Genomic DNA, 15,928 nt, shown 5'->3' on the forward strand with positions numbered 1-15,928 from the left:
CGGCCGCGCCAGGCGCGCCGTGCTCGTCAACGGCATCCCCGCCAGCGGCAAGAGCACCGTTTCGCGCGGCATCGCCGACCGCATGGGATGGCCATTGCTTGCGCTGGATACGGTCAAGAACCCGTTCCTCGAAATGCTCGGCGGCGGCGACCGCGAGTTCAACCGCACGCTCGGCCGCGCCAGCTACCAGGCGATCTGGTCGGTCGTCGGCCAGGCGCCCGCTGGCACAACCGTGATCGTCGACGCCTGGTTCGGCTTCCAGCCGCGCCAGCTTCTCGAGGATCATCTGCAAAAGGCGGGCGTCGAACAGACCGCCGAAATCTGGTGCCACGCGCCCGGCGAGGTTCTTGCCGAGCGCTATCGCGCCCGGCTCGACCAGCGCCCGGCCGGCCATCCAGGTGCGGCCTATATCCCCGAGCTGATCGAACTGGCCAGGCGTGCCGAACCGCTGCGGCGTGGACCGCTTTTCGACGTCGACACGACGAAACCGGTCGACTTTGATGCGATCACGGAGTGGTTGAAGGTCGTGATTGAGGGCAGCAATTGACCAGGGCAACGGTATCTCGACTGGCGCTCATGCGTTTGGCATGAATCGGGTGGGAAGTACCGGCGGGCAAGCATAATTTCCGGTCAACCACACCGGAGATTTCATCATGACCATCCAGTTTAGAGCCTTGCCCACTGAAGACGTAAGAGCCTTGCAGCGCGGTGGTCCCGATGCCTATGGCAGGACGCCAGAGCGCAAGATTTCCGACGGCGACGGCGTGCCTTGCCGCCACTGCCTGAAGAACGTGGCCGCCGGCGATCCCTATCTCATCCTCGCCTTCCGGCCGTTTCCCGAGTTGCAGCCTTACGCCGAGACCGGGCCGATCTTCCTGCATGCGCAGGAATGCGAGCGTGCCGCCGCCGCTGATGCGCTTCCCGAAATGCTCGAAAGCACCGACTATATCGTGCGCGGTTACGGCAAGGACGACCGCATCGTCTATGGCAGCGGCGGCGTTATCCCGACAGGCGCCATCGCGGCACGTGCGGAGGCCCTGTTCGAGCGCGACGACATTGCCTATGTCCATGTCCGCTCGGCGCGCAACAATTGCTATCAATGCCGGATCGAGCGGGCGTAACGGCGCGCAAAAAGATGCCCGCCGATGGTCTGGCGGGCAGTTGGGGAAAAAGCCTGCGACAGAAGCTTGGCGAAGTCGCCAGCAGGCGGATCTGTCTGGGCATGTTTTTCGAGCGCGGAATGTGAAGCGCTTCACACGGCGCACATATCGATTCGCGGCTGGCCGGATTTCGGTGAGGACTGTCGTACTCCCGTCTTATTACCGCGCTAAAAAGCAATCGTTGATCGATTTGCCGACCGCGGATGAACCGGCGGGAAATCTCGACAGCAGAGGAAGCGGGGCAAAAACCCCGCTTTTTTGTTGCCCATATTCTCCCGCGTTCCGCACTCTTCCGAACAAACAAAAAGCCCGCCGGCACGACCGACGGGCCTTTGACCGCTGCCTGGACGGTTTTAGTTGAACTTGTACTTCGCACCGATGCGGACGGTGTGGAAGGAAGGCTTGGAGGTAAGGGTATCATCCGGCAGTCCGATATCCGACGAGAAATCCTTCTCGGAGAACTGCGAATAGCGATATTCGAGCCCGACGGTCATGTTGCTCGACAGGGCCGTTTCCACACCGCCGCCCACCGAGAAGCCGCTGGAACCCCAGTCGATGATATCGCCGATAGGCGAAGACGCGTTCAGATCGAAATGCTGCCAGGAATAGCCGCCGAGCACATAGGCCAGCGTCGATTCGTTGACCTTCATACCGACACGGCCGAGCACATCGAACCCGTAATCGGTGTCGAGATTGATCGACCCGCCCGGGACCTTCAACTCCGAAGTCATGCCGGAGTAGCGGGCATCGACCATGACGCCTGCCACCCAGCTGCCGAAGTCGTGGTCGTAGCCGGCGTTCAGCTCGCCGAAGACGCCTTCGCCGCCGAGCCCGTTGAATTCCAGGCCGCCGAGCGGTGGAACGTTGATCTGATGCACCGATGCGCCCGCGCCGGCCGCGCCGCCGATGTAGAATCCGGTCCAGTTGTAGGCAGGGGTCTCAAAAGAGGCGACGCCACCGTTCTGGGCGCCAAAGCGATAGTTGGCCGCAACCTGGAAAGTATGCCGCGACGTGTCGAGATTGAGGGTTCCGTCCGGCGCGCCGAGGTCGGCAAGTAGGTCGTCCTTGGTGCCGAAGCGCGTAAAGCGATATTCGGTTTTGATCGTCCAATTGCTGTTGATGGCGGTCTCGACGCCGGCTCCGACGAAATACCCGCTCTGGTCCCAATCGAAATCAAAATCGGCGTTCGTGTCGAGCTTGTATTTCTGCCAGGAATAACCGCCGAGCACATAGCCCAACGTGTTTGGCGTGAAGAGGTAGCCTGCGCGCAGACCAGCGTCGAAGCCGTAGGTCTCCTTGACCGAAGCATCGAACCCGGCGACGTCGAGCGTGGTTTCGATGTTGCCGACATGAGCGTCCAGAAGTCCGCCGATCAGGAAGCGCGGCGACACCATGTAGTCGTATCCAACGGTCAGTTCGCCGTACACGCCTTCGCCGCCAATGCCATTCAACGAGAACCCAGGAAGGATATCGCCGCTGAGTTCGTGGACGTTGGCGCCGGCGCCGACGCCAAAGCCGACATAGATGCCGCTCCAGTTGAAGCCGGACGCCTCTACCGGCGCGACCACGTCGGCGGCATGAGCGACTGAGCCGAGCGCCAGAATGGACGCTGCGCCGAGAAGAAGAGATTTTGCGGATTTTCTGCTGATCATTGCCCTTGCCCTTGATGAAGCCCGCGAGCTTCCTAGCATCGGTTCACAACAATCGCTGTAACAAAAAAGCCACAGAAGAGCCTGATTGCACGCAAAACGGGAAACCCGGCTCGACCGGCCCTAAGTCTTTAAAATTGCTTGTGGAAAAAATGAGCCGCCGAGACAATCGGCGGCCCTGTCGAAGATTTCGGGGTGGATTCAGGCGGCGAGAACGGCCTTTGGCTCGACCAGTTCGTAGCCTAGTGCTTCGGCTACCGCGCGGTTGGTGATCTTGCCCTTGTGGACATTGAGGCCGTTGCGCAAATGATGATCGTCGACCAGCGCCTTGAGGCCTTTGTCGGCGAGTTGCAGGCCGTAATGCAGCGTCGCATTGTTGAGCGCATGGGCCGAGGTGACCGGCACCGCGCCCGGCATGTTGGCGACGCAATAGTGGATGACGCCATCGACCTCGTAGGTCGGCTCGGCATGGGTGGTGGCGTGCGAGGTCTCGAAGCAGCCGCCCTGGTCGATGGCGACGTCGACCAGCACCGAACCCTTCTTCATGCCGGACAGCATTTCGCGCGAAACGAGCTTGGGTGCCGCCGCGCCCGGGATCAGCACGGCGCCGACGACGATGTCGGCAGAGAAACATTCCTCTTCCAGTGCCTCGACGGTCGAGTAGCGGGTGTGGACGCGGCCGGCGAAGAGATCGTCGAGCTGGCGCAGGCGCGGGATCGAGCGGTCGATGATGGTGACGTCGGCGCCAAGCCCGGCCGCCATCCGGGCGGCATGCAGGCCGACGACGCCGCCGCCGAGCACGGTGACCTTGCCGGGCAGCACGCCGGGCACGCCGCCGAGCAGCACGCCGCGGCCGCCATTGGCCTTCTGCAGCGCCGTCGCCCCGGCCTGGATCGACAGGCGGCCGGCGACTTCCGACATCGGCGCCAGCAGCGGCAGGCCGCCGCGATCGTCGGTGACGGTCTCGTAGGCGATAGCCGTCACACCCGAGGCCAGCAGGCCCTTGGTCTGCTCCGGATCCGGAGCGAGATGGAGATAGGTGTAGAGGATCTGGCCGTCGCGGAGCTGTACCCACTCGTTGGGCTGCGGCTCCTTGACCTTGACGATCATGTCGGACTTGGCGAACACGTCGGCGGCTGTCTTGGCGATGGTTGCGCCGGCGGCGCGATAGGCATTGTCGTCGGCGCCGATGCCGGCGCCGGCGCCGGTCTCGACCAGCACCTCATGGCCATGCGCGACATATTCGCGGACCGAGCCCGGCGTCAGTCCGACGCGGTATTCGTGGTTCTTGATTTCCCGGGGGCAGCCGACGCGCATTCTCTTATCTCCTGATCCAGCCCTTTTGGGCGTGTTCCCTGTATGGACCTAGTGAAACACGAATCGTTGCGCATGTGTTTGCGAATGCGCTTGTGCTAAAGTGTGTGCTTCGATAATCGTTGCGCGAAACGTCATGTTTTTCGCAGGAATCACGAAAAATGCCGCTGGACAGGATTGATATCGCCATTCTCGAGACATTGCAGAAGGATGGGCGGATACCTAATGCGGCACTTGCCGAGAAGGTCGGGCTGTCGCAGTCGGCCTGCTCGCGGCGGCTGGACAATCTGGAGAAATCGGGAACCATTCGCGGCTACCACGCCCGGCTCTCCAATGCCGCCCTCGGCCACCAGATGACGGCAATCGTGCATATATCGCTGTCGGGGCAGTTCGAGAAGACGCTCTCGGATTTCGAGGCGGCGATAAAGCGCTGCCCGAACGTGCTGTCCTGCCACCTGATGTCGGGCGAATACGACTACATCCTGCGCATCGCCGCCAAGGATCTCGTCGACTATGAGCGCATCCACAAGGAATGGCTGTCGGCTATGCCGCATGTGACGAAAATCAATTCGTCCTTCGCCTTGCGCGAGATTGTCGACCGGACGGCAATGGGGCTGAAGCCGGAAATGGCTTAGGCTAAATTCCAGGCGCTTCCGTCACCAGCCGGTCCATCGGAATGTCGTGCGGCTGCGGGTAGATGGTGGCGATTCGCTGCAACTCGTAGCCGACGCCGATGACCAATGGCTTGAACGGCATCGCCGCCAGCGTGCGATCGAAGAATCCGCCGCCATAGCCCAGGCGATAGCAATTGGGATCGATGCCGACGATCGGCGAAATGACGATGTCGGGCAGCACCGGGTCGCCCTCGGCCGGGATGGGGATGTTCCAGACGCCTTTTTCCAACCGGTCTCCGGGGACGTAGGGGCGAAAAATAAGCGGCCGGCCTTTCTCGATAACGACAGGCAGAGCGGTACGGCCGCCGCGTGCATTGACCGAGGCCATCCATGGGCGCAGGTCCGGCTCGCCGCGGAACGGCCAGTAAAGACTGACCATACGGCCGGCAATGTCGCCGATCACGGCGTCGAGCCCTTCGGCGATGCACCGTGACATTGCCGCCCTTGCATCGGCGGCAACCGCAAGGCGGGCCGCGATCAGCCGCTCGCGCTCGGCCTTGCGCCAGCGTCTTACGTCAGTCCAGTCGGAGAGGGGCGCGCGGAATGCCGGGTCCAGCTCATGCAGGAAGCAAGGCGGCGAGGCGTATTGCGCCGGACCTTCATCGTCGCGTTCATTGGCCATGCTTAACCTCGGCATGCTGTTTCGATGAGGCTATCTCAGGGTGGGACCTATGGCATGCGCATTGGCGACATCAAGCGGCGAGTCCGGGGCAATGGTCCATGCCTGGCGTCCATGCTGGGCGTTGTTGCGCTGCACAAAACGCCTATATCAACGACAGTGAATTGCTTGCCATCGGTGAACGGGATGAACCAGGCCAACCATCATGTGGTCGTTGTCGGCGCGGGTTTCGGCGGCCTCGAATTCACCCGCGCGCTGGCCGGCGCGCCGGTGCGCATCACCATGATCGACAAGCGCAACCACCATCTCTTCCAGCCGCTGCTCTATCAGGTGGCGACCACGGCGCTGGCGACCTCGGAGGTCGCCTGGCCGATCCGCCATCTCCTGCGCAAGCGCAAGGACGTGACGACGCTGCTCGCCAATGTCAGCGGCGTCGACCGCGCCGGCAAGCGCGTGCTGTTCGACGATGGCGGCGCGGTCGACTACGACACGCTGGTGCTGGCCACTGGCGCCAGGCACGCCTATTTCGGCCATGACGAATGGGAGCCGTTCGCGCCGGGGCTGAAGACGCTGGAAGACGCCACCACAATCCGGCGGCGCATGCTTCTGGCCTTCGAACAGGCCGAGCGGGAAACCGATCCGGCCAAACGCCAGGCGTTGCTGACGCTGGCGATCGTCGGCGGCGGGCCGACCGGCGTGGAACTGGCCGGCACGATTGTCGAATTGGCGCATGACACGCTGCGCGGCGAATTCCGCAACATCGATACACGGCAGACGCGCGTGGTGCTGATCGAGGCCGGCGAGCGCATCCTGCCCAATTTCGCACCTGAACTTTCCGACTACGCCAGGAAGGCGCTCGAGCGGCTCGGCGTCGAGGTCGAACTCGGCCGGCCCGTCACGCGCTGCGATGCCGAGGGCGTGGTCTTCGGCGAAACCCAACTGCCGGCGCGGACAATCCTGTGGGCGGCAGGCGTTGCCGCTTCGCCGGCCGCCGAATGGCTGGGCGCGGCGGCGGACCGCGCGGGCAGGGTGCTGGTCGAACCCGACCTCACCCTGCCGGGGAGTCCTGAGATTTTCGTCATCGGCGACGCCGCACATGTCCTGCGGCCCGACGGCCGCATGGTGCCCGGCGTCGCCCCCGCCGCCAAGCAGCAGGGCAAGCATGTCGCGGCGACGGTCAAGGCCCGGCTTGCCGGCGATACCGCGCCGCGGCCTTTCCGCTACCGGCATGACGGCGACCTCGCAACGATCGGCAAGCGTGCCGCCGCCATCGATTTCGGCTGGATCAAGCTCACCGGCCGGCTGGCCTGGTGGCTGTGGGGCTTCGCGCACATCTATTTCCTCATCGGCTTCCGTAACCGGCTTGCGGTTTCGCTTAGTTGGCTGTGGATCTACCTCACCGGTCAGCGCAGCGCCCGACTGATCACCCAGGGCGACGACGACAAGGTTTGACCTCTGCGGTGGCGGACATTCATCCGCATGTCACCCTTTCTTGATGGATTGGACTTCTGGACTCGGCTGGATTTCGGCGCGAAGCTTGGCATCGGGCAGGCCTTGTCACGCGTCATGGAAGTAGGAAAAACAATGTCCTCTCAACGGCTCCATCCAGTCTCTCGCCGCTCACTGCTTGCGGGCGCTGCCGCCACGGGAGCACTGATCATGCTGCACCCGTTCTCCGCCCGAGCGCAGGCCAACCAGGCGCATCTCAGGATCATGGAGACGACCGACATCCATGTGAACGTGCTGCCCTATGATTACTACGCCGACAAAGCGAACGACACACTGGGTCTGTCGCGGACGGCCTCGCTGATCGATGCGGTGCGCAAGCAAGCCACCAACGCCATGCTCATCGACAATGGCGACCTGCTGCAGGGCAACCCGATGGGCGACTACATCGCCTATGAGAAGGGCATGAAGGACGGTGACCTGCATCCGATCATGAAGGGCATGAACCTGCTCGGTTACGAGTGTTCGACGCTTGGCAACCATGAGTTCAACTACGGTCTGTCCTTCATGGACAAGGTGCTGGCCGGCGCCAATTTCCCGTTCGTCTGCGCCAATCTGACCCGCGGCACCGAACTGGCCGCAAACCCGCGCGACGACAAGCTCTATCTCAAGCCCTACATCATCCTCGATAAGACAATCAAGGATGGCTCGGGCGCCGAGCAGCCGATCAGGATCGGCATCATCGGCTTCGTGCCGCCGCAGATCATGGTCTGGGACCTGAAGAACCTTGAAGGCAACGTCAAGACGCGCGACATCGTCGAGGCGGCAAAGGCCTGGGTGCCGGAGATCAAGGAGGCAGGCGCCGACATCGTCATCGCGCTGTCCCATTCCGGCATCGACGTGAAGCAGGGCGACATGATGGAAAACGCCTCCTTCTTCGTCGCCGGCGTCGACGGCATCGACGCGGTGTTCACCGGACACCAGCATCTGGTCTTCCCCGGCAAGAAGGATTTTCAGGCGCTTGAGGCCGTCGATACCGAAAAGGGCACGCTGCAGGGCAAGCCTGCCGTGATGGGCGGTTTCTGGGGCTCGCATATGGGCCTGATCGACCTGTTGCTTGAGCGCGACGGGTCGAAGTGGCGGGTCGTCTCGGCAACCTCCGAGGCGCGGCCGATCTACGAGCGCGTCGACAACAAGAACAAGCCGACGGTCGCGGACGACAAGCGCATCATCGCCGCGCTCGAGCAGGATCACCAGGCGACGCTGGCCTATGTGCGCCGACCGGTCGGCAAGACCTCGGCGCCGCTCTACTCCTATTTCGCGCTGGTCGCCGACGATCCGTCGGTACAGGTCGTCAGCCAGGCGCAGACCTGGTATCTGAAGGACATCCTCAAGAACACGCAGTGGAAGGACGTACCACTGCTGTCGGCGGCGGCGCCCTTCAAGGCCGGCGGCCGCAACGGCGCCGACTACTATACCGACGTGCCGGTGGGCGACATCGCCATCAAGAATGTCGCCGACCTCTATCTCTATCCGAACACCGTTCGCGCCGTCGAAATCACCGGGGCGCAGGTGAAGGAATGGCTGGAGATGTCGGCCGGCATTTTCAACAGGATCGAGGCTGGCAAGGCCGATCAGGCGCTGATCAACACCGATTTCCCGTCCTACAATTTCGACGTCATCGACGGCGTCACCTACAGGATCGACTTGTCCCAGCCGCCGAAATACGACGCCAAGGGCGGGATGGCCAATGCCGGCTCCAACCGCATCGTCGACTTGATGTTCGACGGAAAACCGATTGATCCGGCAGCGAAATTCGTTGTCGCCACCAACAATTACCGCGCCGGCGGCGGTGGCAACTTCCCCGATATCAACGCCTCGAAGATCATCTATGAGGCGCCGGACACCAATCGCGACGTGATCGTGCGCTACGTCGTCAGCGAAGGCACGATCAACCCGTCGGCGGACGACAACTGGTCGTTTGCGCCGCTGCCCGGAACCAGTGTCGTGTTCGAGACCGGCGCCAGGGCGAAGGATTTTATCGCCGAGGTGAAGTCGCTGAAGATCGAACCGGCAGGCGAGGGCGAAGCCGGGTTTGCGAAATACCGCATCCTCCTATAGGCGAAGCAGGCTCCCGCTAGGCCTTGTAAACCACCTGGCGGACATCGATGTAGCTGGCGCGGAAGCCAGCCTCGCAATAATGCAGGTAAAACTCCCAGAGCTTCTTGAAGCGTTCGTCGAAACCGAGCGGGACGATCTTTTCCCATGACGCCCGGAAGCGGTGCCGCCATTCGGCGAGCGTGCGGGCATAATCGTCCGGGAAGACGCGCTCGCGCAGATGGGCAAGTCCGTGGTCCTTGCCGAGCGCTTTCAGGATCGACGGCGTCGGCAGCATGCCGCCTGGGAAGACGTAGCGCTGGATGAAATCAGGACGGGCGCGATAGGTGTCGTAGGCAGCCTCGTTGATGGTGATGATCTGCAGACCGGCCGTGCCACCGGATTTCAGGCAAGTCTTCATCTTGCCGAAAAACACCGGCCAGTATTTTTCGCCGACCGCCTCGAACATCTCGATCGAGGCGATGCGGTCATAGGTGCCGGTCTCGTCGCGATAATCCTGCAGCTTGATGTCGACCTTGTCGGCAAGCCCGGCTTTCTGGATGCGCGCCTTGGCAAAATCGTGCTGCTCGCGGCTGATCGTCAAGCCGGTGACACGGCAGCCGATCTCGCGCGCGGCGAATTCGGCAAAGCCGCCCCAGCCGCAGCCGATTTCCAGCACATGATCCTTCTTGCCAATCCCGGTATCCTTGGCCAGCGCGCGGTATTTGGCGGCCTGCGCGCTTTCCAGATCGTTGGCGCCGGTCGCATAGAGCGCCGACGAATAGGTCATGCTTGGATCCAGCCATTCCTTGTAGAACGCATTGCCAAGGTCGTAGTGCGCCGAGATATTGCGCTTCGAACCGGTGCGAGTGTTCTCGTTGAACCAGTGGCGGATGCGCTGGACGGCGTTGATCAGCCAGCTGGCGCCGCCCGCGACACGCTCGCCGATGGCCGAATTGACCACGAACAATTCGAGGAAACTGGTGACGTCGGGGCTTTCCCAATCGCCGTCCATGTAGGATTCGGCAACGCCGATGGTGCCGCCGGTGAAGGCACGGGAAGGCAGGCGCCAGTTCTTCAGCACCAGCTCGGCGTCCGGACCTGGGCCCTTGCCGCCGACGAGGACGGCGCGGCCGTCCGGCATCCTCACCTTGAGCGAACCACGCGGCAGGCTCATCGCCGCCGACAGCACCATGCGCGCTTTGGCCGGCAGGCCTTTGACGATTTCGGCGAAATTGACTTCGTCCAGCCTGACCGCGTCGCCCAATATAACGCTGCCCAAAGCAACGCTCTTCTGTTCCTTGTAAGCCATGTCACGCCCCCGGACTTCTGCGCAACCGGTGTAAAACGACCGGTTCCCACACTCTCGCAGTTCATTCGCCAGGTTCGAACGTCGCCCCCTGATGAATCCCACCGCAATCTTTCACGTCATCAAAGGGAACTTCAAGAGGCAAGATGTTGGGGAGGGCCGCCGGTCGACATCGGAATCACTCTGGCTGCGGCAGCCACTCTCATGCGATAGTTTAGCCATGCGTTATGTCATCGTCATCGCCGCCGTCACCTTCTTCCTTATCTGGGACGGACTCTACAATCAGGGCCGCTATCTCGACTACACCGTCAGGGAGATAACGCGCGTGGTGAACTACGCCACCAGCTTCGTCTAGGGTTTCTTTCCCCGCGCAACACCGGCGCGACATCGTTGCCGGTTGACGCGATCGTTTTGCCCGCACAAAACACGCCTGCATATCGATCGAGGAGGCTGGTTTGATCCGGCATATCGTTTTCTTCAGCGCGCGCGACAAAGAGGACGTGGAGGCCGTGCGCACTGGCTTGCTGACCCTGGGCAAGATCCCCCATTCCCGCTTTTTCGAGGTGACGCTCAACACCAAGGTCGACCCGCTCTCGGACGAAATCGACGTGGTCGTCTACGCCGAGTTCGAGGATGAGACAGCCCTTGCCGCCTATAAGGCGCATCCTCTCTATGCAAAGACGACCAGCCAGGTCAGGCCATTGCGCGAATTGCGCTATTCGGCCGACGTCGTGGCCGCGGCAAGCGGCCGAAACGCTTGAACCGTCTTCCGGAATGATGCACACCGCGCCGGCATGACCGAGACGCCGCCCACTCATCCGCTTGACCATCTTGTGCTGCCGACGGTGAATCTCGACGTGGCGCGGGCGCGACTGGTCTCGCTGGGCTTTGTCGTGGCGCCGCCCGGCATTCACCCATTCGGAACGGAGAACTGCTGCGTCTTCCTTGAGGACGGCACCTATCTCGAGCCGCTGGCGGTAGGCGACGCGCAAGCGGCGGCGAAGGCGATCGCGGCGGGCAACGTCTTCGTCGCGCGCGACCGCGCCTATCGCGACCGATGCGGCGAGGAGGGATTTTCGGCCATCGTGCTCAGCACCGGCAATGCCGACGCCGACCATGCGCGCTATGTCGAAGCCGGCCTGTCGGCGGGCGGTATGTTGAGCTTTTCGCGTGCCTTTGCCGACGCGGCGGGAAACAGCGACATGGCATCGTTCAAACTCGCCTTCGCCTCTGGAGCCGGGGCGACGGACGCGTTGCTGTTCGCTTGCGAGCGGATCAACGCGCCCAAGGTGGACCGCGCCGCGTTGCAAGCCCATGCCAACGGCGCAACCGGCATCATCGAAGTCGTGGCGGTCAGCGACAGACCATCCGAGCAGCGCGGATTGTTGGCGGTCGCGTCGGATGCGGAGGAGGACACGGCGTTTCGCTTGCCGAACGCCGGTTTGACCCTGCTTGAGCCTGCTGCGTTCGACACGCGTTTCGGCCTGCCGGCCAGTGCGCCGTCGGAACTCCGTTTCGCGGGGGTCGTCTTTTCGGTTCGCAGCACGGATACCGTGGCAACGCTCCTTGCAGCCAATTGCATCGAACACGACATAGACGGCAATGATATTGTCGTGCGGCCGGCGCCCGGACAGGGTGCGGTTTTCATTTTCCGGGAGATCCCATGAGCAAGCCCTTGGCCCCCAATTCGTCGGTAACCGTCGGCAATGTCGTCTTCGACAACAAGGCGGCTTTGGCGCTGATCGCCGGCCCGTGCCAGTTTGAATCGCGCCAGCATGCCTTCGACATGGCCGGTGCGCTGAAGGAGCTCACCGGCAAGCTCGGCATCGGGGTCGTCTACAAGACCAGCTACGACAAGGCCAACCGCACCTCGCTGTCGGCGACGCGCGGCGCGGGCATGGAGGCAGCGCTTCCCGTCTTCGATGAACTGCGCAAGACGTTTTCGCTCCCCGTGCTGACCGATGTCCACACCGAGGAACAGTGCGCGATCGTCGCGCCGCATGTCGACGTGCTGCAGATACCGGCTTTCCTGTCGCGTCAGACCGACATGCTGGTTGCCGCGGCCAGGACCGGCAAGGTGATCAATGTCAAGAAGGGACAGTTCCTTGCTCCCTGGGACATGAAGAACGTCGTCGCCAAGATCACCGGTTCGGGCAATGCCAACGTGTTGACGACAGAGCGCGGCGCGTCTTTCGGCTACAACACACTGGTGTCCGACATGCGTTCGCTGCCGATCATGGCCGAGATCGGTGCGCCGGTGATTTTCGATGCCACGCATTCCGTGCAACAGCCGGGGGGGCAGGGTGGTTCCTCGGGTGGCGAGCGTCGCTTTGTCGAGACGTTGGCACGCGCGGCTGTCGCCGTCGGCGTTGCCGGCGTGTTCATCGAAACCCACCAGGATCCCGACAATTCGACCTCTTCCGATGGCCCGAACATGGTGCCGCTGAAGGACATGCCGGCTTTGCTCGAACGGCTGATGGCGTTCGATCGAATTGCCAAGGGTTGAAACGCACGCGCTTGTGGTCCCCCACAGCCGGCTGTACTCTTGCCATGCAAATGAGCACTTGGCAGGAGGAAGCCATGTCCGTCGCCCGCGTCACCGAGATCACAGCATCGTCGAAGAAGAGCTTTCAGGACGCCATCGAGAAGGGAATTGCGCGCGCCTCCAAGACCCTGAAGAACGTCGAAGGCGCATGGATTCAGGATCAGAAGATCGTCGTTGAGAACGGCAATATCTCCGCCTACCGCGTCAACATGAAAGTCACCTTCATCCTCGCTGAGTAGCTGGCCCGGACATTAAAGAAAGTCTGGAACCTTCGTCCGCTCCCCTCATTGTCAACGCATAGCGTCAACAACAAGAGAGGAGCATACCATGACAACCCAGACCGGGCACACCGAGGCCATTGCCGCTTCGCGCGTCATTGGCACGTCGGTCTATAATACCGAAGGCGAGCATATCGGCGACATTGAGGATGTCATGCTCGACAAGACGTCGAACGGCATCATGTTCGCGGTGATCGGCTTTGGCGGATTTCTTGGCATCGGCGAGAAATACCACGCCATGCCATGGGCGAGCCTCGACTATGACGAGGATAAGGGCGGCTACGTCGTGCCCTTCACCAAGGAGCAACTGACAGCCGCGCCTGCCTATTCGATCAACGAACTGACCGGCGCCGACGGCGAGGCGGCACGCGACGCTTCGTACAACTATTACAAGGTCGAGCCTTACTGGCACTGACTTCAGTCCGCTGAATCAGAAAGGCCCCCGTCCGCCGGGGGCCTTTCCATATGCGATGAAAGCTATTCCGCGATCTGCAGGGCCGGCAACGATCCCTGCTGGGGCTGCTGATTGTCGCATGACGTCAGGAACGCAGCTGCAATCAGGAATAAACTTACGATACCGCTCAACTGGGACATGGCGAAACTCCTCCTGTTTCGCCCCGCGCAAGCGCGACCATAACCGAGAACGCGGCCCGCCGCCATGACTTATGATGACAGCGATTTGCGCTTCGTGAATCGGCCGGGGAAGCGGCGCGGCAATATTTGCAGGCGCCCCGATTGCCTTTTGCGGCACTTTGGCTAAGACGTGCGCGACGCTTTGCCAGATCAATCGGGGACATTACAATGACCGCCATCATCGACATTGTCGGGCGTGAAATCCTGGACAGCCGCGGAAACCCGACTGTCGAGGTCGATGTTGTGCTTGAAGACGGCTCGATGGGCCGTGCCGCGGTGCCGTCCGGCGCCTCGACCGGCGCGCATGAGGCGGTCGAGCTGCGCGACGGCGGCGCCCGCTATCTCGGCAAGGGTGTGCTCGGGGCCGTCGAGGCCGTGAATGGCGAGCTGTTCGAGGCGATCGGCGGCATGGAAGCCGAGAACCAGATCCATATCGACCAGACGATGATCGAGCTCGATGGCACGCCCAACAAGAGCCGGCTCGGCGCCAATGCCATTCTCGGCGTGTCGCTGGCGGTGGCCAAGGCCGCGGCGGACGCGGCCGGCCTGCCGCTCTACCGCTATGTCGGCGGCACCAAGGCGCATGTGCTGCCAGTGCCGATGATGAACATCATCAATGGCGGCGCGCATGCCGACAACCCGATCGATTTCCAAGAATTCATGATCCTGCCGATCGGCGCGCCGACGCTGCGTGACGGCGTGCGCTGGGGCTCGGAGATATTCCACACGCTGCGCAAGAGGCTGAAGGATGCCGGCCACAACACCAATGTCGGCGACGAAGGCGGCTTCGCTCCGAACCTGAAAAGCGCGCCGGCCGCGCTCGATTTCATCATGGAATCGATTGAAAAGGCCGGCTTCAAGCCGGGCGAGGAGGTCGCGCTCGGCCTCGACTGCGCCGCGACCGAATTCTTCAAGGACGGCAACTACGTCTATGAGGGCGAGAGGAAGACCCGCGATCCGAAAGCGCAGGCCAAATACCTGGCCAAGCTCGCCGCCGACTATCCGATCATCACGATCGAGGACGGACTTGCCGAGGACGACTGGGACGGCTGGAAGTACCTGACCGACCTCATCGGCAAGAAGACCCAGCTCGTCGGCGACGATCTGTTCGTCACCAACACGGCGCGACTACGCGACGGCATCCGCATGGGCGTGGCCAATTCGATCCTGGTCAAGGTCAACCAGATCGGCTCGCTCACCGAAGCGCTCGACGCCGTCGAGACCGCGCACAAGGCCGGCTACACCGCCGTCATGTCGCATCGATCGGGTGAGACGGAAGATTCGACCATCGCCGATCTCGCCGTCGCCACCAATTGCGGGCAGATCAAGACAGGCTCGCTGTCGCGCTCTGACCGCATGGCCAAATACAACCAGCTCATCCGCATCGAGGAAGAACTCGGCAAGCAGGCGTTCTACGCCGGCAAGTCGATCGTGAAAGGCTGATTTCCAGGAATTATCCGGAAGCGTAGGGGCGGGTCATTCCCGCCCTTTTTCGTTTCGCTGACCAAATCCGGCTGTCCGTAACCGTCCATTAAGCACAATCGGGCGAAAAGAACGCTGGGCCGTTTGAGTTCGCGGCCGCCAGGATCCGGACCCATGTGGACACGCCAGCACAAGCAGAGAAACACCGGTCGGCTGATCATTCCCTCGCTCTGCGTGGCGTTCCTGGCTTATTTCGGTTTCCACGCCTATCATGGCGAGTTCGGCATCTATTCCAAGTACCGGCTCGAAGCCCAGGCCGCCGATCTGCAGGGCAAGCTCGATGCCGTCAAGGCACGTCGGATCGATCTGCAACACCGTGTCCAGCTCATGCACGAAGGGACGCTGGAAAAGGACATGCTTGACGAGCAGGCGCGCAAGGCGCTCAATCTGTCCCATGCCGACGAAATCACCATCATGCTGCCATCGTCGTCCAGATAACCTGATTCGAGTTAATCGCCGATATTTTCAACGATTTTAATCGCTTAGATGCATGCCAGCCATGCATTTTTCAGCATGGCGAAACCCATTCTCGCATGTTAGCCTCTTCCAAATCGGTGGGGAGGACTGATCTCCCTCAGAGCAGATTTCATCTTGCTCTAATGTCCACAAAGAGACGTAACAGGGAGTGATGCATGGCCACCGCCGCCAGAAAAGCGCCTGCCAAATCGAGATCCGATAGCAAATCGTCGGGACTTTCCGCCCCGAAGCCGGCTGATTTCACC

Annotated in this window: 17 protein-coding genes; 13 read left to right on the forward strand and 4 right to left on the reverse strand. The window is 62.1% G+C overall.

From position 1 onward, the window contains the following. The coding region (locus CN311_RS21890; RefSeq protein WP_165779795.1) for a P-loop nucleotide/nucleoside kinase family protein at nt 1–547 on the forward strand (547 nt) is incomplete at its 5' end. A 106-nt stretch (nt 548–653) separates the two neighbouring features. Continuing rightward, nucleotides 654–1,121: a DUF1203 domain-containing protein gene (locus CN311_RS21895; RefSeq protein WP_097575789.1), complete on the forward strand. Its 468-nt coding sequence runs from the start codon at nt 654–656 to the stop codon at nt 1,119–1,121. Nucleotides 1,122–1,513: 392 nt separating this feature from the next. Here the strand turns inward: CN311_RS21895 and CN311_RS21900 are convergent, their stop codons facing one another. Further along, nucleotides 1,514–2,812 carry an outer membrane protein gene (locus CN311_RS21900; RefSeq protein ID WP_097575790.1) on the reverse strand — a complete coding sequence of 433 codons (1,299 nt, stop codon included), beginning with the start codon at nt 2,810–2,812 and terminating at the stop codon, nt 1,514–1,516. A 198-nt stretch (nt 2,813–3,010) separates the two neighbouring features. Beyond that, nucleotides 3,011–4,126, reverse strand: coding sequence for an alanine dehydrogenase (gene ald / locus CN311_RS21905; RefSeq protein WP_097575791.1), 1,116 nt, complete (start codon nt 4,124–4,126; stop codon nt 3,011–3,013). 158 nt (nt 4,127–4,284) lie between these two features. Here ald and CN311_RS21910 point away from each other — a divergent pair, with 158 nt between their 5' ends. Then, nucleotides 4,285–4,758, forward strand: coding sequence for an Lrp/AsnC family transcriptional regulator (locus CN311_RS21910; protein WP_006333495.1), 474 nt, complete (start codon nt 4,285–4,287; stop codon nt 4,756–4,758). Between the two features lies 1 nt (nt 4,759). Here CN311_RS21910 and CN311_RS21915 read toward each other — a convergent pair whose 3' ends face one another. Continuing rightward, nucleotides 4,760–5,419: a 5-formyltetrahydrofolate cyclo-ligase gene (locus tag CN311_RS21915; protein WP_097575792.1), complete on the reverse strand. Its 660-nt coding sequence runs from the start codon at nt 5,417–5,419 to the stop codon at nt 4,760–4,762. A 183-nt stretch (nt 5,420–5,602) separates the two neighbouring features. Here CN311_RS21915 and CN311_RS21920 point away from each other — a divergent pair, with 183 nt between their 5' ends. Together CN311_RS21920 and CN311_RS21925 are read left to right on the forward strand one after the other, a co-directional pair. Further along, nucleotides 5,603–6,868: an NAD(P)/FAD-dependent oxidoreductase gene (locus CN311_RS21920; protein ID WP_097575793.1), complete on the forward strand. Its 1,266-nt coding sequence runs from the start codon at nt 5,603–5,605 to the stop codon at nt 6,866–6,868. A 132-nt stretch (nt 6,869–7,000) separates the two neighbouring features. Continuing rightward, nucleotides 7,001–8,983 (forward strand): bifunctional 2',3'-cyclic-nucleotide 2'-phosphodiesterase/3'-nucleotidase, encoded by a 1,983-nt coding sequence (locus CN311_RS21925; RefSeq protein WP_097575802.1) that lies wholly within the window; start codon nt 7,001–7,003, stop codon nt 8,981–8,983. A 16-nt stretch (nt 8,984–8,999) separates the two neighbouring features. Here CN311_RS21925 and CN311_RS21930 read toward each other — a convergent pair whose 3' ends face one another. Then, the gene (locus CN311_RS21930; RefSeq protein WP_097575794.1) at nt 9,000–10,271 is read right to left on the reverse strand and encodes an SAM-dependent methyltransferase; all 1,272 of its coding nucleotides are present in this window, start codon (nt 10,269–10,271) and stop codon (nt 9,000–9,002) included. Nucleotides 10,272–10,488: 217 nt separating this feature from the next. Here CN311_RS21930 and CN311_RS33675 point away from each other — a divergent pair, with 217 nt between their 5' ends. The 8 genes from CN311_RS33675 (at nt 10,489) to CN311_RS21970 (ending at nt 15,644) form a co-directional block, all read left to right on the forward strand. Then, nucleotides 10,489–10,623 carry a hypothetical protein gene (locus CN311_RS33675; RefSeq protein ID WP_280954045.1) on the forward strand — a complete coding sequence of 45 codons (135 nt, stop codon included), beginning with the start codon at nt 10,489–10,491 and terminating at the stop codon, nt 10,621–10,623. A 100-nt stretch (nt 10,624–10,723) separates the two neighbouring features. Further along, nucleotides 10,724–11,029: a Dabb family protein gene (locus tag CN311_RS21935; RefSeq protein WP_097575795.1), complete on the forward strand. Its 306-nt coding sequence runs from the start codon at nt 10,724–10,726 to the stop codon at nt 11,027–11,029. Between the two features lie 33 nt (nt 11,030–11,062). Continuing rightward, a complete protein-coding gene (locus tag CN311_RS21940) occupies nt 11,063–11,935 on the forward strand; it encodes a VOC family protein (RefSeq protein WP_097575796.1) in 873 nt (290 codons plus the stop codon). Then, nucleotides 11,932–12,774, forward strand: coding sequence for a 3-deoxy-8-phosphooctulonate synthase (gene kdsA / locus CN311_RS21945; protein WP_097575797.1), 843 nt, complete (start codon nt 11,932–11,934; stop codon nt 12,772–12,774). Before CN311_RS21940 ends, kdsA begins: the two co-directional genes overlap by 4 nt. Before the next feature lie 74 nt (nt 12,775–12,848). After that, entirely contained in the window at nt 12,849–13,052 is a 204-nt protein-coding gene (locus tag CN311_RS21950; RefSeq protein ID WP_097575803.1) for a dodecin family protein, read from the forward strand. Between the two features lie 88 nt (nt 13,053–13,140). Beyond that, the gene (locus tag CN311_RS21955) at nt 13,141–13,506 is read left to right on the forward strand and encodes a PRC-barrel domain-containing protein (protein ID WP_097575798.1); all 366 of its coding nucleotides are present in this window, start codon (nt 13,141–13,143) and stop codon (nt 13,504–13,506) included. 386 nt (nt 13,507–13,892) lie between these two features. Beyond that, nucleotides 13,893–15,167, forward strand: coding sequence for a phosphopyruvate hydratase (gene eno / locus CN311_RS21965; protein WP_097575800.1), 1,275 nt, complete (start codon nt 13,893–13,895; stop codon nt 15,165–15,167). Between the two features lie 153 nt (nt 15,168–15,320). Then, nucleotides 15,321–15,644, forward strand: coding sequence for an FtsB family cell division protein (locus CN311_RS21970; protein ID WP_097575801.1), 324 nt, complete (start codon nt 15,321–15,323; stop codon nt 15,642–15,644). Nucleotides 15,645–15,928 lie beyond the last annotated feature (284 nt).

The sequence above is a fragment of the Mesorhizobium sanjuanii genome (assembly GCF_002529485.1).
GTDB lineage: Bacteria > Pseudomonadota > Alphaproteobacteria > Rhizobiales > Rhizobiaceae > Mesorhizobium > Mesorhizobium sanjuanii.